The 23,300-nt window shown below is 63.8% G+C and carries 24 protein-coding genes and 4 pseudogenes; 12 read left to right on the forward strand and 16 right to left on the reverse strand.

Annotated elements, in window-relative coordinates; genetic code table 11:
• A pseudogene (locus AWC12_RS30675) lies at positions 1-141 on the forward strand (IS481 family transposase); the annotation flags it as partial.
• On the opposite strand, the gene AWC12_RS30885 reads toward AWC12_RS30675, so the two are convergent.
• The 3 genes from AWC12_RS30885 to AWC12_RS21025 all read right to left on the reverse strand — a co-directional run bounded on the left by AWC12_RS30885 (position 116) and on the right by AWC12_RS21025 (position 4,851).
• Entirely contained in the window at positions 116-436 is a 321-nt protein-coding gene (locus AWC12_RS30885) for a hypothetical protein (protein ID WP_024449641.1), read from the reverse strand. The pseudogene AWC12_RS30675 and the gene AWC12_RS30885 sit on opposite strands and share 26 nt — an antisense overlap.
• 299 nt (positions 437-735) lie before the next feature.
• Positions 736-3,858 carry an MMPL/RND family transporter gene (locus tag AWC12_RS21020; RefSeq protein ID WP_011856887.1) on the reverse strand — a complete coding sequence of 1,041 codons (3,123 nt, stop codon included), beginning with the start codon at positions 3,856-3,858 and terminating at the stop codon, positions 736-738.
• A gap of 330 nt (positions 3,859-4,188) precedes the next feature.
• Positions 4,189-4,851, reverse strand: a complete 663-nt coding sequence (locus tag AWC12_RS21025; RefSeq protein WP_234788922.1) for a TetR/AcrR family transcriptional regulator — start codon at positions 4,849-4,851, stop codon at positions 4,189-4,191.
• Positions 4,852-4,928: 77 nt separating this feature from the next.
• On the opposite strand from AWC12_RS21025, the gene AWC12_RS21030 reads away from it, so the two are divergent.
• Positions 4,929-5,798 (forward strand): metal-dependent hydrolase, encoded by an 870-nt coding sequence (locus tag AWC12_RS21030; RefSeq protein WP_011856885.1) that lies wholly within the window; start codon positions 4,929-4,931, stop codon positions 5,796-5,798.
• A gap of 133 nt (positions 5,799-5,931) precedes the next feature.
• Here AWC12_RS21030 and AWC12_RS21035 read toward each other — a convergent pair whose 3' ends face one another.
• Genes AWC12_RS21035 through AWC12_RS21045 form a run of 4 tightly spaced genes read right to left on the reverse strand, consistent with a single transcriptional unit; the run spans position 5,932 to position 8,704 of the window.
• Positions 5,932-6,822 carry an alpha/beta fold hydrolase gene (locus AWC12_RS21035; RefSeq protein ID WP_011856884.1) on the reverse strand — a complete coding sequence of 297 codons (891 nt, stop codon included), beginning with the start codon at positions 6,820-6,822 and terminating at the stop codon, positions 5,932-5,934.
• Between the two features lie 58 nt (positions 6,823-6,880).
• A complete protein-coding gene (locus tag AWC12_RS21040) occupies positions 6,881-7,333 on the reverse strand; it encodes a PaaI family thioesterase (protein ID WP_011856883.1) in 453 nt (150 codons plus the stop codon).
• A complete protein-coding gene (locus tag AWC12_RS31185; RefSeq protein WP_156442342.1) occupies positions 7,318-7,479 on the reverse strand; it encodes a hypothetical protein in 162 nt (53 codons plus the stop codon). The genes AWC12_RS21040 and AWC12_RS31185 overlap by 16 nt, the downstream gene beginning before the upstream one ends.
• 28 nt (positions 7,480-7,507) lie before the next feature.
• Positions 7,508-8,704 (reverse strand): cytochrome P450, encoded by a 1,197-nt coding sequence (locus tag AWC12_RS21045; RefSeq protein ID WP_011856882.1) that lies wholly within the window; start codon positions 8,702-8,704, stop codon positions 7,508-7,510.
• 73 nt (positions 8,705-8,777) lie between these two features.
• Here AWC12_RS21045 and AWC12_RS21050 point away from each other — a divergent pair, with 73 nt between their 5' ends.
• Complete coding sequence (locus AWC12_RS21050; protein ID WP_011856881.1) at positions 8,778-9,374, forward strand: TetR/AcrR family transcriptional regulator; 597 nt, start codon at positions 8,778-8,780, stop codon at positions 9,372-9,374.
• Positions 9,371-10,420, forward strand: a complete 1,050-nt coding sequence (locus tag AWC12_RS21055) for an LLM class flavin-dependent oxidoreductase (RefSeq protein WP_011856880.1) — start codon at positions 9,371-9,373, stop codon at positions 10,418-10,420. Before AWC12_RS21050 ends, AWC12_RS21055 begins: the two co-directional genes overlap by 4 nt.
• A 48-nt stretch (positions 10,421-10,468) precedes the next feature.
• Here AWC12_RS21055 and AWC12_RS21060 read toward each other — a convergent pair whose 3' ends face one another.
• The 3 genes from AWC12_RS21060 to AWC12_RS21070 form a co-directional block, all read right to left on the reverse strand.
• The gene (locus AWC12_RS21060) at positions 10,469-10,933 is read right to left on the reverse strand and encodes a DUF6188 family protein (protein ID WP_024449209.1); all 465 of its coding nucleotides are present in this window, start codon (positions 10,931-10,933) and stop codon (positions 10,469-10,471) included.
• Between the two features lie 78 nt (positions 10,934-11,011).
• On the reverse strand, positions 11,012-11,683 hold the full coding sequence (locus tag AWC12_RS21065; RefSeq protein WP_011856878.1) for a TetR family transcriptional regulator: 672 nt from the start codon (positions 11,681-11,683) through the stop codon (positions 11,012-11,014).
• Complete coding sequence (locus AWC12_RS21070; protein ID WP_011856877.1) at positions 11,680-12,192, reverse strand: PaaI family thioesterase; 513 nt, start codon at positions 12,190-12,192, stop codon at positions 11,680-11,682. The genes AWC12_RS21065 and AWC12_RS21070 overlap by 4 nt, the downstream gene beginning before the upstream one ends.
• Positions 12,193-12,294: 102 nt before the next feature.
• On the opposite strand from AWC12_RS21070, the gene AWC12_RS21075 reads away from it, so the two are divergent.
• Positions 12,295-12,987, forward strand: coding sequence for a TetR/AcrR family transcriptional regulator (locus AWC12_RS21075; protein ID WP_011856876.1), 693 nt, complete (start codon positions 12,295-12,297; stop codon positions 12,985-12,987).
• Between the two features lie 349 nt (positions 12,988-13,336).
• Here the strand turns inward: AWC12_RS21075 and AWC12_RS21080 are convergent, their stop codons facing one another.
• From AWC12_RS21080 to AWC12_RS21090, 3 genes are all read right to left on the reverse strand, one after another.
• Positions 13,337-14,671, reverse strand: a complete 1,335-nt coding sequence (locus tag AWC12_RS21080) for a hypothetical protein (RefSeq protein WP_011856875.1) — start codon at positions 14,669-14,671, stop codon at positions 13,337-13,339.
• Between the two features lie 128 nt (positions 14,672-14,799).
• Positions 14,800-15,132, reverse strand: coding sequence for a helix-turn-helix domain-containing protein (locus tag AWC12_RS21085; protein WP_024449211.1), 333 nt, complete (start codon positions 15,130-15,132; stop codon positions 14,800-14,802).
• Positions 15,122-16,249, reverse strand: coding sequence for a tyrosine-type recombinase/integrase (locus AWC12_RS21090; protein ID WP_046363131.1), 1,128 nt, complete (start codon positions 16,247-16,249; stop codon positions 15,122-15,124). Before AWC12_RS21090 ends, AWC12_RS21085 begins: the two co-directional genes overlap by 11 nt.
• A 397-nt stretch (positions 16,250-16,646) precedes the next feature.
• Here AWC12_RS21090 and AWC12_RS21095 point away from each other — a divergent pair, with 397 nt between their 5' ends.
• The gene (locus tag AWC12_RS21095) at positions 16,647-17,141 is read left to right on the forward strand and encodes a hypothetical protein (protein WP_011856867.1); all 495 of its coding nucleotides are present in this window, start codon (positions 16,647-16,649) and stop codon (positions 17,139-17,141) included.
• Positions 17,142-17,650: 509 nt separating this feature from the next.
• Here AWC12_RS21095 and AWC12_RS31690 read toward each other — a convergent pair.
• A pseudogene (locus AWC12_RS31690) lies at positions 17,651-17,865 on the reverse strand (alkyl sulfatase C-terminal domain-containing protein); the annotation flags it as partial.
• Positions 17,866-17,890: 25 nt separating this feature from the next.
• Positions 17,891-18,121, reverse strand: coding sequence for a hypothetical protein (locus tag AWC12_RS31190; protein ID WP_024449512.1), 231 nt, complete (start codon positions 18,119-18,121; stop codon positions 17,891-17,893).
• Positions 18,122-18,453: 332 nt separating this feature from the next.
• Between AWC12_RS31190 and AWC12_RS21110 the strand changes: the two genes are divergently transcribed.
• The 6 genes and pseudogenes from AWC12_RS21110 to AWC12_RS21140 all read left to right on the forward strand — a co-directional run.
• Positions 18,454-18,795, forward strand: a complete 342-nt coding sequence (locus AWC12_RS21110) for an antitoxin Xre/MbcA/ParS toxin-binding domain-containing protein (RefSeq protein ID WP_011856840.1) — start codon at positions 18,454-18,456, stop codon at positions 18,793-18,795.
• Complete coding sequence (locus tag AWC12_RS21115) at positions 18,792-19,316, forward strand: RES domain-containing protein (RefSeq protein ID WP_370475987.1); 525 nt, start codon at positions 18,792-18,794, stop codon at positions 19,314-19,316. The genes AWC12_RS21110 and AWC12_RS21115 overlap by 4 nt, the downstream gene beginning before the upstream one ends.
• An 818-nt stretch (positions 19,317-20,134) precedes the next feature.
• The gene (locus AWC12_RS21120) at positions 20,135-21,043 is read left to right on the forward strand and encodes a sterol desaturase family protein (RefSeq protein WP_085176793.1); all 909 of its coding nucleotides are present in this window, start codon (positions 20,135-20,137) and stop codon (positions 21,041-21,043) included.
• A 41-nt stretch (positions 21,044-21,084) separates the two neighbouring features.
• A complete protein-coding gene (locus AWC12_RS21125) occupies positions 21,085-21,855 on the forward strand; it encodes a helix-turn-helix transcriptional regulator (protein ID WP_036466280.1) in 771 nt (256 codons plus the stop codon).
• Between the two features lie 368 nt (positions 21,856-22,223).
• Positions 22,224-22,646, forward strand: coding sequence for a hypothetical protein (locus AWC12_RS21135; RefSeq protein ID WP_024449515.1), 423 nt, complete (start codon positions 22,224-22,226; stop codon positions 22,644-22,646).
• A pseudogene (locus tag AWC12_RS21140) lies at positions 22,643-23,164 on the forward strand (hypothetical protein); the annotation flags it as partial. The gene AWC12_RS21135 and the pseudogene AWC12_RS21140, both read left to right, overlap by 4 nt.
• Here AWC12_RS21140 and AWC12_RS30680 read toward each other — a convergent pair.
• Positions 23,159-23,300, reverse strand: a pseudogene (locus AWC12_RS30680) (IS481 family transposase); the annotation flags it as partial. The pseudogenes AWC12_RS21140 and AWC12_RS30680 sit on opposite strands and share 6 nt — an antisense overlap.

Below are 23,300 nucleotides of genomic sequence, written 5' to 3' on the forward strand. Positions count from 1 at the left end.
CGGCTCTACACCAGCGACGCGCAACGCTGCGACGAATACCCGCGCTGGTTGCACACCTATAATCACCACCGCGGCCACACAGCACTCGGCGGTCAAGCACCAGCCAGCCGCGTACCTAACCTCTCAGGTCAGTACAGCTAGCCAGCCCGACGTAGATCGCAGGTTCGTCTGGTAGCCACATTGACATGAGCCGGTCGGACAGCGCTTCTGGCGAGGGTCGCTGCCCGTCTAGGGTCAACTCCTTGCGGATCTCCAACAGCTGTCTGACCGCGGATAGGTCGATGTCCGCGTCGCCTGAAACCTGCCCGGCGGGGTCGGAGACTCTGGCCACGACGTAAACGCCCGGACACACCGATGGCACGGCTGTCTGCCACGGAACGGCGCCGAGGCGCCGAACACCGGCCGCGGCGAACAGAGCGCCGACCGTCGATGCCATTGCTGCACGGTAGCGCGGACTTCTCTGCATTGGCCTGGTCGTTCAACCGCTTTCCGCAGGTCTTAATGATCGGGGCCTCCGAGATGCAATCCGTGCCCTTCGACGAGCGTCGCCGCGGCAGACGTCGGACGTCAGCGAGCCTCGCCATCCTCGCAGCACCGGGGGCCGATCGGCAGCCGTACCCGTTTTCGTCCGTCGATAAGCGGTCCGCTGTACCGGCGCAGGGGTCGTATTCATTCGGGGTGAATACGCCTTCACGCTGGTCGGCATGTAGCGCCGGGTATTGCTCTGTTCGCTTTTCACCTCTCCTGGACCAGCACGTGAGGTGCGTCCTTAATGCCTCCTGGGTTGGTCTGACCGGGTCGCGGGTTTGTTGCTTTGGTGGGCCACCAGCTGGCTTCGCGTAGGAGTGTGGCGATGGCGGGCACGGTGAGGGTGCGCACGAGGAAGGTGTCGAGCAGCAGCCCGAAGCCGATGATGAGGCCGGCTTGGATCATGATGGCGACTGAGCCGACCATGAGGCCGAACATGCTGGCGGCGAATATGAGGCCAGCGGAGGTGATGACGGCTCCGGTGTTTGCCACGGTGCGCAGGACGCCGACGCGGATGTTGGTTCCGGATTCTTCGCGGAGCCGTGAGACGAGCAGCATGTTGTAGTCGGCGCCGACGGCGACGAGGATGATGAACGCCAGCAGCGGTACGGGCCAGGCGATTTCGTGGCCCAGTCCCCATTGGAAGACTACGACGCCGATGCCGAGTGATGCGAGGTAGTTGAGCACGACGGTGCCTAGTAGGTAGAGCGGTGCTAGGAGTGCGCGCAGTAGTAGGACCAGGATGACGCCGACGATGATGATGGTGGCGATGGCTAGTTGTGCGAAGTCGGCCCAGAGGAGTCGTTGGATATCGGAGTTGACGGCGGGGAAGCCGGCTACGGACACGGTGGCGTCGGCGAGTGACGTGTTGGGTCGTGCGGTGTTGGCGGTGTCGGTGATGCGGCTGGCGAGGTCCATGGCTTCAACGCTGTATGGGTCGTGGCTGCTTTCGATCATGAACCGCGCTGTTTTGCCGTCCGGTGAGAGGAATTGTTCGGCGACGTCGGTGAATTGCCGGTTCTCGAATGCGTTGGCGGGCAGGTAGAAACCGCTCGAGGAGTCGGAGTCGGCCGCTGCGCGCGAGGAGTTCTGTAGTTGGGTGGCGATCTGGCTCATGCCGGACAGCATTTCGATGTTGCTGTCGGCGAGGGTGCGGACGCCGGTGGCGAGTGCTTGGGCGCCGGAGGCCAGCTGTCCGATTCCGTCCTGCAATCGGCGGAGATTTGTGGTCAGGTCGGCGGGGTCACCCAGGGCTCCGAATGCCTTGTCCAGTGAGGCGACTGCGTTCTGGACGTTGGCGAGGGTGCCACCAACGGTGGCATTGGTGGCGGGATCGTAGCGGTCCCCGAGGTCGGCGATTTGGTTGAAGAATCCGTTGTCGCGCAGAGTGACCAGGATCTGGACCTGGTTGCGGATTTGGGCGCATTGTGGGGTGGTGGCGCACCAGGGTGAGGTGTTGAGGGCGCCGACGAGTGGGTCGAGTTGAGTGATTGCGTTTTGGGCTTGGTTGGCCAGCGGTCGTAGTCCTGGGCCGGATTGGATGGCTTGGTCGACGGCGGGGGCAGTGGCGGAAAGTTGTTGCAGCAGCGGCCGGAATTGGTTGACCTGAGTTCCTGCGGATTGGGCTTGGGTGAGGATTCCGGCTAGTGGTGTGAAGGCGGTGCGCACGGTGCTGTCGAGTTGGGCGAGGCCGTCGGCGAGCTGGTCGGCGCCGTCGGTGAGTTTGGTGAGGTCGTCCTTGCGGGAGTTGCCCTCGGCGACGGCGCCGGCCATTTTGTCGCCGATCTGGCCGTTCTGCCAGGCCAGTTCTGCTTGGTCGAGGCGCTCTCCGGTGGGGCGGGTGACTCCGGAAACCTTGGTGACGCCGGGGATCTGGGAGACGCGGGAGGCCATCTCGTCAAGATCGGCCAGTCCTTTGCCGGTCCGCATGTCGGTCGGATTTTCCACGACGAGGAATTCGCTGATGACGACGTCTTTGCGGAAGTGGCGGTCCAGCAGGTGGTAGCCCAGGTTGCTGGCCGTGGTGTCTGGTTGGCCCTTGCGGTCGTCGTAGCTGATTTTGATGGTTGCTGCCGCTGCCGACAGGGCGAGCAAGATGACCAGGCTGACGATGAGTAGTGGCACGGGACGGCGGACCACGGCGACGGCGACGCTGTTCCAGTAGCGGCGGGTGCGATCGGGTTTGGGTTCACCGATGCCGCGTTTGGCGGCTAGCGACAGCACCGGTGGCAGCAGGGTTACGGTGGCCAGAAATCCGAACAGTACGGCGATGGCACACGCGGGGCCAAGGGCGGCGAAGACGCTGAGCCGCGCGAAGACCATGGCCAGGAACGCGAGTGCGACGGTGGCGGCGGAGGCGAGGATGACGCGCCCGATGCTGGCGGTGGCGTGGATGACGGCCTGATCGGCGGGTACTTGGGCGCGGCGCTGTTCGTGGTATCGGCTGATCAGAAATACGGTGTAGTCGGTTCCCGCGCCGAGCAGGATCGCAGTCATGAAGGCGACGGTGAACTGGGAGACGGGCATGCCCATCTCGCCGAGGGCGGACAGCACGCCGCGCCCGACTGCCAGGCTCAACCCGATTACTAGCAGCGGTAACAGCGCGGTGAACACCGACCGGTAGACGATCAGCAGGATCAGGGCGATCACGCCCGCGGTAGCGATTGAGATCAGCAGCAGGTCGTGCTCGGCGGATGCGATCATGTCGCTGAAGGTTGCCGGTGGTCCCGTCACTTGCACAGTCGTGGTCGAGCCGGTGAAGACCTCGGCGGCGATGTTGCGCACCGCGTTTACCGATTCGGCGGCCGTGGGGTCTCCGAGGGTGCCGGTGACACCTACGGGCAGGTACCAAGCTTTGCGGTCGGCGCTGACTGCCTGGGCTTCGGTAATCGGATCGGACAGTAGGTCCTGCACCAGCAGGACGTGGTTGCCTTCGCCCTGCAACCGGCGCACGAGTTCGCCGTAGCGCTGCCGTGCAGTCGGAGTCAAGCCATTGGGGTCTTCCATGGCGACGAACACCATGGTTTTTGAGCCTTCTTCGCCGAAAGCGGCGCTCATGCGGTCAACCGTCTGCAAGGACGGCGCATCGCGAGGGATGAGGTCCACCGACTGTTGGCGCACCACGGTTTCTAGCTGGGGGAACAGCAACGCGAGGACGACCGCGGCGCCTAGCCATACCCCGATGACCAGCGCTTTGTGTCGGAGGGTGAATCGGGCTAGCGCTGCCAACCGTTCGCTGTACTCGCGGGTTTCGGCCGGGTTGGGGGATCCGTTGTCCCGCTGGCCACGGCGCGTGGCCTGGCCTGGGGAATCTGCAGTGCCGTCGGTCACTGGGCCTCCACTAGTAGCGAATCGTAGCGATACTATCGGTATCGCTACGCTACCGCATGTAGTGCAAGTGGTGGCGGGGCCGTCGTCGCCAGGCCGCGCAAAGCGCGCGGCTGGCGAAGGGGCCGGCGACCGCTATCGAGTCGGGACCGGGCCGACGGTCGCAGTGGGCAGAGGAATGATCGAACACTCAGTGGGTTTCTGGAAGCCAGGGCTGACGCTGTAAGTCGACGACACTGGCCTTGGATGCCGTTCAGGGTCTTGCTGTTGCTGTTCTCGGACGTTGGTCGTCGGGCGCACGCACGGCCACATCGCGTAGCGGGGCCGCTAGCTCTAGGTTTGCGCTTCGGTTGTGGCCGACTGGCCCGTGTTCTGCAGCAGCACGTAATTGCCTAGGCTGCCCAGGAAACCTGCGCAGTGCTGAACGAGTTCATCTGTGGTGAATTCCAGTTCTCCGTCGAGTCGGCGGCGCAAGACTTCGAATAGCCCTCCCACGCCCAAGGTCGAAGCCAAATGGGCAACCCCCACGGCAGAGTCGGCGATGTCGAGGTGAAGTCTGGCTTCGCGCAAGACAAGGTCGGTGAAACCTGCCATTAGTTCGCTGCGTAGCTCTCGGAGCAGCGGCTCGGTTGCAGATTCCACGAACAGGATCCGACCCAGCCGCGGGTCGTTGTCGATCATGCCGACCAGCCTGCGGATTGGCGCGTACGCCAATACCTCCGGTGGCTCGCCGGCATCGGGGATCGCGTCGACTATCACCTCCTGGAAGGTGGCATAGAGCTGCTGGTAGACAGCCCGCAGGAGTGCGTCTCGGTCGGAGAAGTGCTGGTAGAAGTACCGTGACGTGACACCCGATTCAGCGCAGACGGCAGTCACAGTGGCGGCGGCAACGCCGCGCGTGCCGATCAACTCCGTTGCGGCCTCGATGAGACGGGTGCGCCGGTTCCGGTGACGCTCCTCGGCGGACATTCCGCTATACACCCGCGCCGAAACCACGTGGATAGCTTGCCATCTAATTCTGACAAGGCTTAGAGTCAGATTGACAGCGCGTCCTTGGCGAATGGGAGAACAACATGAGCGACGATTCGTCCACACGGCCCACCGCACGGGTCGTCCCGAAGCCCCGCCGTGTTCGATTCGATATGCCTGCTGGGACCAGTCGGCAGCACTTCGTTGATGGCGACTTGGTGATGAGCCACTTTGTGTCCACCTTGTCGGCCACGTTCCCCGAAGGCGAAGACTTCTTTATCCGGTCAGTCCGCGAGTACCGGGACCACATCAGCGACGCTGACCTCAAGGAGGCGGTCAAGGGGTTTATCGCACAAGAGGCCACCCACCGACACCAGCATCGGCTGCTCAACGATCGGCTTCAAGCAATGGGCTATCCCACCGAGGGGATCGATCGGCATGTCAAGAAGCTGGTTGGCCGACTTGAGAAGCGTTTTTCTCCCAAGATGCGCCTGGCTGTGACGGCCGCCCTCGAGCACTACACGGCGACATTCGCCGAGATCATTCTCACCAGCGACGAAGCTCAAGAACTGATCGGCGACACCGAAGTGCGGCCTATTCTGCTCTGGCACGCACTGGAAGAATGCGAGCATAAGGCCGTTGCTTTCGATGTCTACGAGACGGTCGGTGGAAGCGAACGCACCAGGGTCTGGGGGATGCGGATCGCCAGCCTCCTCTTGTTCAGCGAGTTGGTCATCCAGACCACCCGCTCTCTGGCTGGTGACCGTTCCGCCTACAACCCGGTGCGCTTGCTGCGCAGCCTTCGAGCCTTCCGTCATAACCCGCTATTCAGCCCAGCAGCAATTGCGCGCTTTCGCTCCTACACCCGCGCCGGATTTCATCCCGACGACTGGGACAGCGCAGAAATCCTCGAACGCTGGACCAAGGAACTCTTCGACGCCGATGGTGGCCAGCAAGTGCGTAGTGGCGTCTAGCTCGACCAGAGCCCGGCACAGTTCAAAGTCGGCCTTAACCGAAGAACACTTCATGGGCTCCGCTTCGCGCGCTGTGAAGTCAAGATCGGTTCTGACTACTGGCCGATCGATGGTGCTCGACCAACGTCGCGACCTACAGGAGGTTCCGGCCGAGGAACTCGGTGACGGCGCAGCCGAAGGCGTCGTTGTCGTCGCCGGCGATCATGTGTCCGGTGCCGGATACGTCGACGGTCTCGGCGTGGGGAACCAGTTGCTTGAACTCGTCGACGGTGGCTTGGGAGACCACGTCGGACAAGAGGCCCCTTACGAGAAGTGTTGGGGCATTGACCCGTCGGGCTCCGTCGATCAGCAGGTGGCTGATTGCGTCGAATTGCTCCGTTCCCGTGGTCGATTCGTCGCGGAGAAAGTCGAAGTTGGAGTGAATGAATGCCGGGTCCCACCGCCAGATCCAGCGGCCGTCGTGACGCTGCCGTAGCACCTTGCGCAGGCCGTCGACGTTGGCCGGGCGCGAGCGATGGGGGTTGTACGCGGCGATCACCTCTGCGGCGTCAGAGAGGGTGCTAAAGCCATCGGGATGTGCGGCCATGAACGTCACCACGCGACGGGCGCCCTGGAATTCAAGTCGCGGGGTGACGTCGACCAGGACGACCGCCGCCCACGACGCCCCGGATGTCAACAGATGCGTGCCGAGCACGGTCATGCCCCCAAGGGATGCACCTACGACGGCAGGGGCGGTATAGGCGCTGAAGTGCTCGCGCACGGCGAGAAGATCGGTCGCGAGTCGCTCGATGTCGTACCTGCCGGCTGGGTCCCAGTCGCTGTCGCCGTGACCGCGGGTGTCGTAGGCGACGACTGTGTATCCGCATGCGTGGAGGCGACGCGCTGAAGTGCTCCACGCGTGCCGGTTCTGGCCGCCGCCGTGCAGGAGCAGCACGACGGGACGGGCGTCATCGTGGCCGTAGCAGTCCGCAGCCAGGGCGATCCCGTCCTGGGTTCGGACCCGATGCTGCACGGCGGAGGTCATGACACCTTCCTGGCGAGATCGTCGTCCGCCCGAAGCGTGGGCCCGGCAGCAAGCGCCTTCATAGTGCGTTGCCCGCGGCGTTCACGATCGTGACCGTGCCCTGGGCTACGCAGACGGCTTTGTCGCCGTTGCTAATGTCGATGCGCGCCACTCCACTGCGCTTGCCCAGCGACACGATGTCGGTGACGGCGACACACACACCGGTGGACACGGGTCGCAGCAGGTTTAGCTTGAATTCGGTGGTGGCGACCCATGATCCGGCCGGAATGACGGGGTAGAACACGACTCCGAGACAGTGGTCGACCATCGCCGATAGACATCCGCCGTGCAGGGTGCCGAAGGGTGTGAGCAGTTCGGCACGGGTTTCCATCTCTGCCACCAGCCGACCGGCGGCGAGTTCGGTGTGCCGAAAGCTCAGAAACCTCGACAGTCCACCTGCTGTGTTCGGCGATCTGAGCAGCTGGTCGGCGATCTGCTCATCGAAGTGCGCGAATGTCACTGCCACCACCATGCCCCTTTCTCCTGTCCGGTCATGGGTCGATCACCGTTCGAGCCCGCGAATCGTTTGAGCATGTCGCCGAATGCGCCGAGGTCGCCGTGCGCGGCGGAGTGCTCGATATCGACGGCGATGAAGAACCTGGCCGCGCGGTGATGCACACGACGCGTCGTCGAGGAGGGGCACGGGCTAGACCGGTGTGGTCCAAGTGATGGGCAGCGATGTGTAGCCGCGGATCGGTCCGGACCGCAGCCGCCGCGCCGATTCAAGATCGACCTCCCAGTCGGGCACCTTGTCCAACAGAGCATCCAGAGCGATGCGGGCCTCCATCCGCGCCAGTGCCGCGCCCAGACAGAAGTGGATGCCGCGACCGAAGGCGACCTGGTGCTCACTGGTGCGCTCGATGTCGAACACGTCAGGATCGGGGAAGGCGCGCTCGTCGCGGTTGGCCGACCCGAACAGCAGCAGCACCTTCTCACCTTGACGCATGGTCGTGTCGTGCAGTGTGACGTCGCGGGTCAGGGTTCGTGAAAGTCCCTGTGCCGGTGAGTCGTAGCGCAGCAACTCCTCAACTGCCGGCCCCAATAGTGTTCGATCGGCGGCCAGGCGTCGGCGGGTCTGCCGATGCTGGGCCAGCACGACCGCGGAGTTCCCCAGCAGATTGGTGGTGGTCTCGTAGCCCGCGACGAGCAGCAGCGCGCAGAAGCCGAGGACTTCCTCGTCGGTCAGTCTGATCCCGTCGACTGTGGCGTTCGCCAACGCCGACATCATGTCCTCGCGGGGGGTTTGGCGGCGGTCGGCGAGGAAGTCGGTGAAGTAGGCGTAGATCGAGGTGGCGGCGGTCAGTGCGTCGGTGGTTTGTCCGTGGTTGACGTCGACCTGGACCAGTTGGCTCGACCACAATCGGAACTGATCACGATCGGTGGCGGGAATGCCCAGTAGATCGGCGATCACCGCGGCGGGCAGGATCGCGGCGAAGTCGGTCACGAAGTCCGCCGAACCAGAGCCCTCGTCGAGGCGCTCGAACAACTCCGCGGCCATCTGTGTGATGGCGCCCTGCAGCCCGGCCACCCGCCGGGGAGTGAACGCCCGGCTCACCAGGGCACGCAACTGGTCGTGGCGCGGAGGGTCCATCACGATCATCATCGGCAGGAACGAGCCGATGAAGTCCGATCCCGGTGGGGTGGGGAAGATGCCGTCCACCGAGGAGTACGTGCCGTGATCCAGTGCTGCGGCCTGGACGTCGGCGTGCCGGCTCAACACCCAGGTATGGGATTCCTCGGCGCGGTACACCGGAGCCGTGTCACGCAACGACCGATACGTCGGATAGGGGTCGTTGAGAATCGAGGCGTCGAACGGGTCGTAACGAATTTGCACCGAGACCACCAAGACCTCCGACCACCAAAGTAACGACGGTTTAGACTCGCAGTCTAAACCGGCCGAACGGGACAGGGGGGCAATGCGCAAGATTCCACGTCAGATCTCTGACCGGCTTCCCGCCGCGGCGGACTTGTTCGCCGAGAAGGGGCTCAACGACTCCAAGATCGAAGACGTCGCCGCGGTGACCGGTGTGCCGAAAGCGACGCTGTACTACTACTTCGCCGGTAAAGAGGACATCCTTGCTTTCCTGCTCGAAGACCTCCTCAAGGACATCTTCGATGCTGTGACCGCGATCGTGCACACCGGCGGCACCGGTGCCGAACGCCTCGAACTCGTGATCCGCGCACAACTGCGGGCAATGGCGCAGCGGCCAGCGGTATGCCGTGCACTCATCGGCGAATTGGGACGAGCGGCCCGCATGCCGGCTATCGCCGAGATGATCAATACCGCCTACCAACAACCCGTCGAAACCCTGCTCATCGAAGGGGCCCGCGACGGATCCCTCGTCGCTCAGCCCGATGCGCGATCGACGTCGATTGCGCTGTTCGGCGCGGTCACCATCAATGCACTCATGTACCTGGTCACCGATAACCACCTCGACGAGACGGTGGTCGCCAGCACCCTCAGCGCCGTCATGTTCGACGGGCTGCGCCCGCGCACAGGAGACCAGTCATGAGCACCTACGGCCTGTCGGTTCTCGGCGCGGATCTGAAGTCACTGGCCCAGACCGCCCAGGCCGCTGATGCGGCCGGGTTCGACGCCGTATGGGCCTCGGAGTTCTATTCTCGGTCCGGATCGATCTCCATGGCCGCGATGGCCAACAGCACCCAGAACTGTCGGATCGGTTCCTCCATTCTCTACGGCGTCGGCCGAAGCCCCCTGGTGCTGGCCACCGAGGCGCGCGACCTCGACGAACTCTCCAACGGACGACTGGTACTCGGCATCGGCAACGGCACCAAACGGATGATGGGCGACTGGCACGGCGTGCCCGACACCTCCGCACCCGCCCTGCGGATGGAAGAACTCGTGATGCTGCTGCGCCGGATATGGAACCTGCATGAAGGCCCGATCCATCACGAGGGCCGTTTCTACAGAATGAATCTCACCCCGACCGGCGACGTGGGACCCTCCAGCAGGCCGATCCCGATCGTCACTGCCGGTGTCCGGCCCCGGATGTGCGAGGCGGCCGGGCGGGTGGCCGACGGCCTAGCCGGACATCCGCTGTTCACAACCACCTACGTCGAAGAGGTCGTCCGGCCCGCTATCGCCAGGGGCGCCGCGCACACCGGCCGCGACCCCAATGACGTGGAAATCATTTCCATGGTGATGTGCGCCATCCACGACGACGCCGAGGTCGCCAGGCGCGAACTGGCGCAGCAGATTGCGTTCTACTCCTCGGTCAAATCCTACGAGACGGTACTCGATGTGAACGGCTTCGCCAGCGAAGGCCGAGCCATCCGGCAAGCATTCGCCCAGCGCGATTTCCCGGCGATGTTCGCCGCTGTGTCCGAGGAGATGATCGACGCCATGGGTGTCGCCGGGACGGCGCACGAGGTCCGTGAACAATTGAGACGGTACAACGGCGTCCTCGACCACATCATGCTGTATTCACCATCGGTCGGCATCACTGCCGAACGCGTGCAACAAAACCTCGACAGCATCATCCGGGAATGCTCGCCCGCCTCGATGTCGCCAGGGCGGTCCTGTCCACGTTCAACCTGATCCACGTATTGCCGCCCAAGTCGACCCGTCGCAGTGTCCGCGGCCGGATTAGTGGGTCTGCCGCGCCGACCCCGCCGATGATTGCCTGACGCTGTTGACGATGTTGGCGTCGTCGGTGTCGGGGAGGTCATGGCGGACCACGCGTACCCGTCCTTGAGGTAGACAGGCCATGTAGCCGTGGCGCATGCCATAGAGCTCCCACGCTGTCTGTTCAGCGTCGGGATCGACATCGATGCGATGTCCGCGCGAGAAGCTCAGGTGTAGCCCTCCATCGTCGCTGGACCAGGCCTGGGTGCACAGTGCGCCGGCGAGGTTCAGCAGCGGGCGTTCGTGGGTCGCGATCCTGAGGGGGTCAATACGCACCGCCTCGATGGGGTAGGTGCCGACGGCAGGAAGCGTCAATAGTAGGGGGCAGGAGATGACGATTTCGTTGTAATCATCGAAATCCAGAACCAGGCCGCCGTGCAGCGAGAGGCGTTGTACGACAAGGTTTTCGATCCATTGGGTGTACATGGCAGTCTCTTTTCGACGCATCGTTGAGCCGTATCCCCAAAGAGTACGCCAAGTATCGCTGCGATACCAGCAGTATCGTTACCGGTAGACGGCTGGCCTAGCAGCGCTGGTCACGACGCGCCTGGTGGCTCGGTCAATGCGGTCGCGGGTGTCGGCGGCTGTCGCGCGGTGGCCGCTGAAGGCCACGAGGTTGGCCAGCCAGATGTCGGAGATGATCCCAGCCACGTGCAGATCGGTAGGAGTGGGCTCGCCGCCCCTGAGCGTGCGGGCCAGCAGGATCTGGATCTCATCGGCCGCGCGGTCGAGTTCCGCGGCGGCGCGGGTATCTGCGACTGCGAAGGCCCGTGTCATGGCCGTCGTCAGCCATGGGTCGCGCTGCCAGCGGTCATGCAGATGTGCGGTGAGCCGTTCGAGCCGTTCCAGCGGTGTGCCCTCACCACTCGCCCAGTCCCCGGCCGAGTCGAGTCGACGGAACTCGCGCGTCAGCGCTGCCACCAGCAAGTGGGTTTTCGCCGGGAAATAGCGGTAAAGCGTGCCGACGGCGATGCCGACCCGCTCGGCAACTGTCCGCATCTGAACCGCCTCGTAACCACCCGCCGCGGCCACGACCAAAGCTGCATCAAGAATGGTCTCCCGGCGCCGTGCGGACGCGCGTGAACGCGACGCGTTAGCGGCTCGCTTCTCTGCAGCGACCGAGTTCGCTTCCGAAGGCGGGGTTTTCCCGTGGCTGCGCGCCTGAGGGACAGTCATGACGGCTCCGGGTCGAGGCCGCCGCGGCGCGAGAACTGCTCCAGAAGATCGCCGAAAGCGCTGACATCGCCGTGTGCGGCGAAGTGCTCAGGGCTGACGACAATGAACACTGCACTGGCGGTGAAGCGGGCGATCCCACCCTCACCCGTGCCTGTCGCCGTGACATGCAGCGCCCGCCCTTCACGAGAGACGATGTGGGCAGTAATCCGGTGGGTCTGATGCAGCGGCACCGGCCGCAAATATTCGACCGTCAGGGTGCGGGTCACCGCCGGGGTTCCGGCGATCCACAACGTGAAGCCCAGGACGTCATCACATGCCGCGGCCACTGCCCCGCCATGGGCCAGGCCCGGGGCCCCGATATGGCGCTCATCGAACGTCACATCGGTGTACACCGCGTCGCCGCTACGATGCACCACCAACCGCAGTCCGTGGGGGTTGTCCGGGCCGCAACCCATGCATGTCGTGGTGTGCGAGGGCAGCCGCTCGGGCGGCAACAGGCTTTCGGGCACCGTCACCCTCCAATACGATCGGTTTCGCTGCGCTACCGTTAGTACCACACTGCTAGACTGCCGTGACAGCATCGCGTGAAGATCGACCGCCGAGGTGAACGAGTGAGCGACAGTCAGGCAGTGCCCGTCCCTGACGACGACGTGGACCCTCGGCTCATCCGGTCACGCACCCGGCTGCTGGATGCTGCGGCAACGCTACTGAGCACCGGTGGGGTGGAAGCGGTCACTATCGATGCCGTCACCAAAGCATCCAAAGTGGCCCGAACCACGCTGTACCGCCACTTCCACAGTTCGTCGCATTTACTGGCAGCCACGTTCGAACGCCTACTTCCACAAGTGACCACTCCGGCACCGACCAGCGGACCCCTCCGTGAGCAGCTGATCGAATTGCTCAGCCGCCAAGCCGCCCTTTTCAACGACGCACCGCTGCATGTCACGACACTCGCGTGGCTCTCATTGGGGCCCACCGGCTCCAATGCCCAAGCGGAAGACCGCCACACATCCGGGGCGCTACGGACCCGAGTTGTCGATCAATATCGTCAACCATTTGACGCCGTACTCACCAGCCCAAAAGCTCAAGCCGAACTCAACGACTTCGACCAGGAACTGGCGCTTTGCCAACTCGTCGGACCACTCGCCTTCGCCCGAATGACCGGGCTTCGCACTATCACTCACAATGACTGCGCGAACATCGTCGATGACTTTCTCGCCGCCCACCGCAACACCGACAGCGACGCCATAAAATCGAACATCGCCACCAAGAAGACGGGCCGCCCGGCGCGCTCAGCTCGCTAGGCACAACGAAATCACAATGTCGAGCCGGCTGGTCTTCGGGCCCTTTTCGCCTCTCGCAAATCGCGTCGGTGATGGCATCGAAGGACCATTCGTCGCCATCATCGGCGAGGCCGTACGCTGGTTTCCGTTCCACAGCGAGGTGCGGAGACTCGCAGCAGGGTAGTGAGCTACCCGAAGTGCAGGTCACCCGCGGTTCGGCGTCTCAGACGCTTGAGGGCGCGCAACTGCTTGAACCCGTTTCTCGATTGCTTGACTTGTGGCGAGGAGGATTGACAAAGAACAACTTTGACGAGAGCAGGCGAATCGTGGCCTCGGCGGCATGGAGTGGTTACGACATCGCTGTTGCGAGTTAGCTCCGCCTTCGATGCGGCATTGATCTGCCGCGTTCGGTGACGTAATCGGTCCAGTCGCGGGCGGCGAGTTTGGCCCAGGCGGCTGCGTTCTTGGTGGTGATCGCGAGCAGTTCGGCCAGCACGGGTGCGGGCATGTCGCTGGCGAGCTGGAAGAGGGCGGCTTTGCGATGTTCGTAGGGTTTCACCCCGACCGCGACGAGCTGGGTGCGGATGTTCTCGGTGGACAGGTGGGTGCCGGGAAGTCGGCCGGGGAACAGCCAGCCCGTATGGGATGGGGTGTAGCGGCTTTCGCATTGCTGCTCCAGATGCTCGCGGATGAGGTCGTCGAGTAGGGGAGGCATTTGGATGGGGATGGCGGCGAAGACGACATGCACGGCGTGATCGTCGGAGATCGAGATTTGGCTTGATCGCAGGGCGACGATGCGCGAAAGAGGTTGGGCGAACAACAATGTGAGCAGTCCCGCGATGCGGGTTTTGCGGCGGATTGTGTCGTCGTGCAGCAGCCGCCCGACGGCGGCCCACCGCTGGGAATCCGAGACGGTTACCGAGGGAGGTGACCGTGGCGGATCGGTGACCCTCAGTGTGGTGTTGATGCGGGATTGGCGTAGCCAGACGAGGAAGGCGTACTCGGCAGTGAGCGGCCTCCGGTGGAGCGCCTGGTAGCGCTCCAGCATCTCCTGTGTCGCTGTCGCCGGAGTGGCGTCGTGGGTGTGCAGAAACGCCATGAACTGAATCGCCACGCGGACGCGACGACGGCAGGCATCGGTCATCGATCTCGTCAGCCGGTTCTCGTGGGAGGCCTTGCGCATCTGGCGCAGTACATGCCAATGCGCGAATCGGCGAACGATGGCGGCGTCTTCGGCCGGAAGCTCGGCTACAACGTCCTCGATCCAGGGCAGCATCCGTTCGACGCGGATGTCGATCGGGCCCAGAACGCCGACCGCGACCAGGAGGCTGCGCAAGTAATCGTGGGCTCGGTCCGAGGGAAGATCGCTGAAGGTGTCGTGGCTGATTTCACGCGTTCCGCAGGCCATGTCGCGAAGGAGCTGCGGGCCGGTACCGGGCTTCTTTCGCAGCCACCAGAGCACCGTCTGTGGGCGGTCGGCGTTGATCAGTTCGTCGAACACGGGCCGTAGTCGGTGATGAATCGTGCCGCTGATCGGGTCGGTGAGCAGCTCGGTGAGGCGCTCGCGTAGGAAGCAGCGGGCGCATCGGTAGAACCCGTAGGGGTGTTCTTCGCGGCCGCATTCGCTGCAGGTGAAGATCGATGCGACACCGGCGCAGGAGGCGCACACGATGGCATCGTCGAGCTGCCACGCCAGTGGCCGCACGGTCTCACACCGCGGGCATTTCTCGGGGTGATAGTGCCGTCTGCGACGGCATGCGACACAGATGCGACGCCCGTGCGTCAGTGGGGTTAGCCGGATGGTGCTTGCACACTCCCAGCAGGCCCGCTGAGTCACTGGTTGTCGTGGGGGCGGCGGATGGTGGCGCGGATGGGTCGCAGGTCGCCGATGCCGGGTCCGCTGTCGTTGACCGCGGGCGCCTCACGGACTTGTTCGGCGACGAGCTCGAGCAGGTCGTTGGGCGTGCACGACAAGATGTCGCAGAGGGCGGCGAGCAGGTCGAGATTGATGCGCTGCGGGGGCTTGGTCGCGATCCGGTGCACCATCTGTCGGGAGATCTCCACGCCACGCTCGTGCAGCGGTGCGACAAGGTCGGTGGTGGCGAACATTCCGTTCTGGGCCATCAGCTGACGCAGGTTCCACCGCAGCACGGTCCTAGTGCTCATCTCCGCCTTCACCTGTCGTCGTGGATGATCCGTAGACGCGGCGCAGCGCCGCCTGCAGTGTTTTGGTCTTGAAGTCGTCGGACACCGAGGTATAGATCGCGGTGGTCGAGGCATACGAGTGCCCCACCTGTTCGGTGACGAACCGCTCCGGATAACCGAACTCGATCAGATGGGTGACATAGGAGTGCCGCAGGCAGTGCAAGGTGAGCTCGGCAGGCAGTCCCGCTTGCACCCGTGCGACGGCGAATCGCCTATCCATGGTCTTGGTCGCCACGCGCCGTCGACGCTCGGTCAGCCAGAGCTCTTGACGGTTCCCGGGGCTGAGGAGTGGGCGGCCGTGGTCGACCCATTGGCGCAGTCCGTCGATCACCCAGTCGAACTCCGGAACGGCGAGCACGGTGCGACGCCTGGGAGAGCTGCCGCGACGTGATTTGGCGTAGCGAACGTGGACGGCGCCGAACGTGCCCCAGGCCGGCATCCGCGAGTTCGGACGCAGGTCGGCGAGATCGAGATAGCACAGCTCGCGGCGGCGTAAACCGAAGGCGTAGGCCGTCTTGATCATCTGTGCGTCGCGCAGCGCCGCGAACGCGCCTTTGTTCCTGGACCGAGCGAGAACATCGACGCGATCATCGAGGAAATCGAACAATGTTTCCAGTTCGTCGTAGGTGAACGGGCGACGCGCGGGCTTGCCCTCGTAGTCGACCAGATGCGCGGCGGTGTTGTAGTCGTGACAGACCTGCGATGGGATCCGTCCGAACCTGTTCTCGCATTGCGCGATCCAACCGTAGCGGCTATCGAGTAGGTAGTCGCAGAACATCCGCAACGACATGTGATAGCCGCGAATGGTCGACGGTGCTTTGCGTTCCGGGCCCGACATCAAAGCGGCCGTGAAGTCTTCGACATCGCCGGCAGTCCAGTCCCACGGAGGCGCCCCGGCGAACTCTGCGAACCGCCGCACCAACGCCAGCCGCGGCTCGATCGTGGCCTCAGCAGCGAGTAGCCGAGACGCCTGTTGACGACCCCACCCAGACAGCATCGCTTCGAAGACTGCGCTGGCCTCGTCCAGGTGAACCACGCCCGAGGCAAGAACCAAGTGCGCCGACCCCGGAACGCTCACAAGAGAACCTCCATCTATCGTCAACTTAGAGTTGTCAATGACAACCGCAAGTTACCACACCTGCGAGCGAAATCCGTCTACCAGGAGGAACACGAAAGTGGTTCAATGAAGCGCATCCGGCGCTGGTCCCATGCGCCAGATATACGCGTCAACTTCAGGTTGATTCGCGACCTTCCGACCCATAGTGCAAGAGGTGTGTGGTCTGTCGGCGGGCTGTAAACGGGGTGTGAGGTGGGCGGCTGGCGGTGGGTGCGGTGGTTGGCGAGTGGGGTGGGTGACGGTGGGTTGAGGGTGGCGACGGTGAAGCGGTCAGGAGGGCGGACGAAAAAAGTCGTGGGCGACGAATGTGGCTGTGGTGGTGGCCTGCACGGCCCGAACACTTCTAAGGTCCTCAACCATGACGGCAGCGAGAACATCCAAGGCGGAGGCCCGGCGCCGGGCTGTGGAAGCGGCTCGGCGCGCCAACGAGGAGCTTGCGGCGCGGGAGAAGGCGAACCTTAAGGACGCGACGATCCTGCTTCACGCGATCGACAAACTCGACGCGATTGGCGAGTGGAAGAAGCAGCGGCGCGCGGAGCTGCGCGCGCAGGCCGACGCGCAGTTGGCGCGCGAAGAAGCTAAACGGGTAGGCGACGATCGCGAAGCGGCGGGCGCGGCCGTCGAACGGATGCGTGAGCGGGGTGAGACGCTGACGACGATCGCCACCAAACACGACCTCGGGATCGCAATCGTTCGCGTGATGGCACGGCATGCGCCGAAAGCGGCAAATCCGGTATCGCGGAACGGTTCGCAGGCACTAGGTCGGAATGTGTCCGGAACGGGGGAGGCGGCGGCGGACGGGGAGGTCGGCCCGGACGCGGGCGAACCGCCGGCCGGAGCGGCGCCAGCGTGACGGTTCGGCGGTGGCGCGGCGACGGAAGTCTCAAGGGTGCGCTACGTCCTGAACCCGACGACAGAAGGGCGCTCGGCGCGGCGTTGCGACGGCGCAGGGCAGCGCGCAAGTTGATGCCGTCGCGGGGACGCTGCCGCGGGGCCGCGATCCCGCACTCCCGCCGGCCTGCTGGGCGCACTGAGCGATGCGTCGCCGCAGCGCGGCTGCGGGGTCGCGGTCGTGTCGACGCGGACGCTGTCTGATGGGGCGTGCGGCGTGGTGCGGTGGCCGAATACGCGGGCCGCGGTGAACGTCGGTGCCGGCTGTTAGGTTCACCGGTCCTTGAGGAGCGCGGCGAGGTTATCGTGGACCGGCTGGCGCACGCCTCGGAGATCGCGCGTTTCACCGCCATGTGGTGTGCGGGCCCACGGTGTCGGACTCGACATCTGGGACAGGTGCCATCGGTGCCGATGGCTAGGGCCGGTTTTATCTCAGGTCAGTCTTCGGTGAACGGCCACGCCGGCTTCGGGCTATGGGGTGACGATGTTGCACCAGAACGGGAAGGTGTCGAGTAGGCCAAGGAAATCGTTGAACGACGCTTCTTGGCCATCGATGGTGAGTTTGTTCTGCTTCTTGGCGTCGTCAAGGGTGATGGTGCCCAGCTGAATATCGTCCAGCGTGGCTTTAGCAGTGTCAGGCTGGCGTTGGCGTTCGGTACCGGCTCGGGAGCGTAGTGCAGCACCGCGTTCTCGACGGTGAGGCCGTACTCCTTATTGAGGTCGGTGAACTTGACGTTGAGCGTGAACGGCGATCACGGCCCGGGTGGGCTTGTCCTTGCCGACGGCCAGGCGGGTGCGTTCGGCGAGATCGACGTTCAGTCGTGCAGTGCGTTCGTCGGTGACGTAGAAGTGCGGGGCCGTGACGTGGGTGACGAGCTCCGGGTGCTTCTGCACCGTCAGGTCTACCAGCGCGGCGTGCCGATTGATCCTCGGCAAGGGCATTGATGCCGTAGGGACGGCCGGTCCACGGCAGCTTGTCGAGGCCGAAGCCCTCGTCGGCAAGCCGCTCAGCGGCGGGCTCCCAGTACACCCGCAGGCCCGCCTCCACGGCGGCTGCCGCCGCAGCGGCCTGGTGACGTGCAGCTTTGGTGTCCAGGGTGATGGCGTCGGTGCCAGCGTGCTCACGCGACAGGAAATCTTCGACCTGCTTGTGGTCGTTGGGTCCGAGCCGAAACTGAATGCCCATCGTGTGAAAACGTCCTCTCGACCTCGGGCGTTGTTTCATGACAGAATGCATGACACACACGCAGACAAAAGCAAGACAGGCAGACGATGTGGGAGCTAACGCGCTCGCCTCGACCGTGTCGAGTGCGATCGAGCGCTTGGGATTGACCTACGAAGAGGTCGGCGACATCGTCGACGCGTCGGCGCGCTCGGTGGCGCGCTGGACCTCGGGACAGGTCGTTCCACAACGACTCAACAAACAACGACTCATCGAACTGGCCTACGTCGCCGACGCGCTGGCCGAAGTGCTTCCCCGAGACCAGGCCAACGTCTGGATGTTCTCCCCGAATCGATTACTGGCCCACGCCAAGCCCGCCGACCTGGTGCGTGACGGCGAGTACCAGCGCGTCTTGGCCCTCATCGACGCCATGGCCGAAGGGATCTTCGTGTGAGCGATGCGCTCGACGAGGACCTGGTGCAGCGCATCGACGCGCGCGGCACCAGCCGGTGGTCGGGCACGTGCGCTCGCTACAGGGGCGCCCACCGTGACCCCTTGTCGGGGAAGGGGCGCGCAGATTCGGCGGAAGATGGAAACCCTGCCGGACTCTTCTCGGCGATCTATCTGGCCGACTCCACGCAAGCGTGCATGGTCGAAGTAGAACGCGCCGCGCGGGCGGCGTCGACGACCCGCGAGAAGATGCTCGAAGCTTCGTATCGACTGCACACCATCGAGGCCACCGACCTGGCCGTCCTGGATCTCATCACCTCTGACGCCCGCGAAGCGGTGGGGCTCGAGGACGACGACATCTATGGCGACGACTGGCCGGCGTGCCAAGCGGTGGGCCATGCCGCATGGTTCCTGCATGTGCAAGGCGTACTGGTGCCTGCCGCCGGGGGAATTGGCTGGTCATCACCGCCTACGAACAACGGACCCGCCCCGGTCAGCTCCACGTCAGCCACAGCGAGGATCTGACACCTATCCGCTACGGAGAACTGCGGCACCCTTAACTAGGGGCGGCGGCCTGCTCCCCGCCCCAGGGGAGCGTCTTGCAGCTCGTTCTTGTTGGACGCTCGCTCGGCTGGGGAATGTTTGTTGTCCTGACCGTGCGAGGATGCCAAATTCACCGGATGCAATGAGCAGACTAATACCGGTAAACCTGCATATTCGATTCCCGCATATTGTCGCATCGACTCGATCGGGTCGTGGGGGACAAGTCAACCGCGCTATGGATATCAGTCGTTATCCACGACGCTTCTCTATGGTGCCAACCGCCGGGTGGTGTTCTGGAATGCATCGGTCCGAGCAGGCCTGGACCGGCAAGCCCGTCATGTATTTGTAGCTTTGCCGATCCCCCGTGATGCTCACCCCTCGGCGATGCAGCCGCCCGTGAAAGAGGACATCTTCACTGAACCCTATGTATTGGACAGTCGCCGTCCGCGTCTCGCCGTCGAAGGTACCCCAATGAAATACTCGCATTGCCGCATAAGCACGCTTCTGCAAGGGATTGCACAAGATCGAACACCTTGCAGTCGATCCCCGCTGTCGTGTGCTCCCGGTGACTGCGCTTGGGCATCAGGCTAACTCTCATATCGTTATAGGCGCGTCAGCGTGGCGCCAAACCGTAACGTTATCGTGCATAACAACACGCCCCGGTAGGTGGCGGGACGCCGCACGGCTTATAGCAGCTGGCTGTCGTTACTTCGTTGTCTAATTAGCATTGAACGCCAGCTCTTCGCGATTGAACGGATCTGTTCAAGCGGTGGACATCTTTCTGCGCCGACGCTGTAATCATGGTTACAACGATCGTCCGATACGGCTATGCGCCGATCATGTTGATAGGCGTCAACGGCGCAGCCATCGCGTTGGCGCACGCCGCGTGGGCAGAGGTCTGCATGGCGGGGCTCATTCTGATTGCGATCGGCTTGTCGTTCGCGGCTGAGCGGGTGTTGCCCTACAGCGATGTTTGGAACGAGCCGATCAGTGACAGTCGGCGCGATGTCGCACATGCTCTGATCAACGAAACGTCGTTGCTGTTGACTGTGCTCGTCGTTCCCGTCCTGGCGATGCTTAATCCATTCAGTGCATGGTGGCCTTCGTCGTTGCCGTTTGTTGTTCAGGTTGTCATCGCAATCTTTGTCACCGACCTTGGAGTCACTTTGGTACATCTGGCAAGTCACAGAGTCGGGTGGCTGTGGCGCTTCCATGCTGTCCACCACAGTGTCAAGCGTTTCTACGGCTTCAATGGCCTCATGAAGCACCCGCTGCACGGAGCACTTGAACTGGCGGCAGGCATCACACCCCTGCTGATCCTTGGGTTGACGAAACCCGTTGCAGAGGTACTCACGGTGGCGATCGCGGTACAGCTTCTGCTTCAGCACTCCAACGCCGATTACCGCGTCGGACCTCTACGTAAAGTGCTGGCACTCAACGAAGGCCACCGTTTCCACCACCTCAAGTGGGCTGGTATTGGTGATGTCAACTTCGGACTATTCACGTTGACATGGGATCACGCTTTGCGCACGTTCTCCTTCGATCCTGACCGCCGTTTTCGCTCGGATGATCTCGGCATGGCGGCAAAACCCAACTACCCGGCGGGATATCTCGCGCAGCTGGCGGAACCGTTCCGGGCAAGTGGCGCATGCAAATTCGGTGCCATGAACGACGATGCGACCGTATCACCCGAGGAAGTCGCACGGTAGGCGATACCGAGACGCTCGGGATTGCGCATCTGAACCTAGCGATGGCGGCACACGGCATACTCAAGGACGTGACGTGGGCTGGCGAGGCGCTGATCGAGCCGGGGCGGCTCGTTTTCCGGGGACGGATCGGCTCGGCCCACAAGCACGCGCACGCAGCCCTTCAGATTGTGACTCTCACTGATGGTGCGGTATCCCTGTCCGACGCCGATGGCCAAAGGCTGTCCGCGTCTGCGGCGGTGATCGCCGCGGGCGCTGCGCACTCTATCGACACCGGCACAGGCTCTGGAGTGATGGTGTACCTGGAACCTACGAGCGTCGTCGGCCGGCAAGTGACGCGTCTCTTCGGCAGCACTATCCGCCCTGATGTCCACGAATGGGTGCGCCTCGGTGCCGGCATCCTCAACATCGATGCGAGACAACCTCTTTCCTCAGCTGCGGATGACGTGATTGCGCGACTGGTCGGGCCGAAGGAGCAGGCGAGTGGCGCGCTGCACCCCAGCGTCGAAGCGGTGGTCGGCATGCTGCCCGACATGCTCAGCGGCCCGGTCAAGCTGACCGACGTAGCCAAGGCGGTGCACCTGTCCGCCGACCGACTCGGACGGCTGATGGCGCAGGAGGTCGGTATGTCGTTTCCCGCCTACGTGCGGTGGAGTCGACTCATTCGTGCGATGGCGGTGGCCCGTGATGGTGGAACCATCACCGATGCCGCACACGCCGCCGGCTTTAGTGACAGCTCCCATGCAAACCGGGCTTTTCACGAGATGTTCGGCCTCGCACCCATCGATGCCCGACGAGGCGTTCGACTCACCTAGCGGTACGCGGTACCGGAGGTTCCGGTATGTTTCGTCCACGCGAATTACGGAGACAGTACGTAGGTGCTGATGCATGTCGTGGGGAGTCGCAGATGTTGAAGTTCGCCGCGGTTGATCGGGATGCGATCACGGCGACGAGGGAATCGGCTCGAAGATCATGAAGCCTCCCGTAGTCACATATCTCGCAACCGATGTAGGGCTGTGGATGTCCCTGCCCGCGTTTGCGCCCGCGCTGATCATTGTCGGCGTCGTGTTCTATATCGCGCGCCGAAATCGTCGTCGCGAACCCGCTGTAGATGCGGGTTCCGCCGAGAATCCCGTCGTTGAGAGGAACGAACGCCCATGACCACTGAACAGCCAGATCTGTCGTGACCCTCGCCCCGGTGGCGCTGTTCGTCCTGCTGGCCGGCTGCGGCTCGACGACGACCGATTCGGCATCGACCAGTCCGTCAGCGGCTCCCACGCCTTCTGCGGCCGGCGCTACCCAATCGCCGCGGGCTCATCAGGCGCCACTTCCCGAAGAAGCCACGATCGTCGAAATCGCCATCAGCGGCGGCACGGTTACCCCGACAAACGGGCAGACCCAGGCGACCATCGGGAAACCGATCGTGCTCCAGGTGACCAGCGACGTTGCCGACCAGCTGCACGTGCATTCTGTGCCTGAGCACACGTTCAATGTCGAACCGCGCCCGGACCAGAATTTCGAATTCACCGTCGACGTGCCTGGTCAGGTCGACGTCGAGCTCCACGATGTCAACCGCACTGTCGTCACCATTCAAGTTCGCCCGTGACCCCACGTGTCGACATCCTTGCCCATGGCGTCGGCGGGTCGACAGATCTCCCTGTACCGCTGTCTTTCGCCTTGATCGGCGCGGCGTGGGCGCTTACGGCGACGTTCGCCGTCGTCGCGCTCGCGTGGAAGAACCCGCGCTTCGACCCGGCGAAGCCGGGCCGCGAGTTACCAGAGTGGGTAACCCGGACCGTCGATAACGCGGTGCTGCGTTGGATCGCTGCGCTAGCGGCACTGACTTTCGCCCTCTGGGTGGCGGCGGCCGCCCTATGGGGTCCACAAGGCAGCGACAATGCGCTGGCCGGCGCGTTCTACGTCCTGCTCTGGGTCGGGCTGGTCGCGGTGTCGGTGTGCATCGGACCCGTCTGGCGCCTGCTGTCTCCCCTGCGCACCGTGTATCGGTTCTGCGGAGTCGTCCGCAAAGGGGACCTTGGACCGCTACCCCGCCCGTATCCGCAACGATGGGGTTACTGGCCGGCGGCTATGGGGCTCTTCGCCTTTGTGTGGCTCGAGCTAGCTGTACTGACCTGAGAGGTTAGGTACGCGGCTGGCTGGTGCTTGACCGCCGAGTGCTGTGATGGCCGCGGTGGTGATTATAGGTGTGCAACCAGCGCGGGTATTCGTCGCAGCGTTGCGCGTCGCTGGTGTAGAGCCG

Origin of the sequence: Mycolicibacterium iranicum (genome assembly GCF_002101705.1) — a bacterium.
Taxonomy (GTDB): Bacteria; Actinomycetota; Actinomycetes; order Mycobacteriales; family Mycobacteriaceae; genus Mycobacterium; species Mycobacterium iranicum.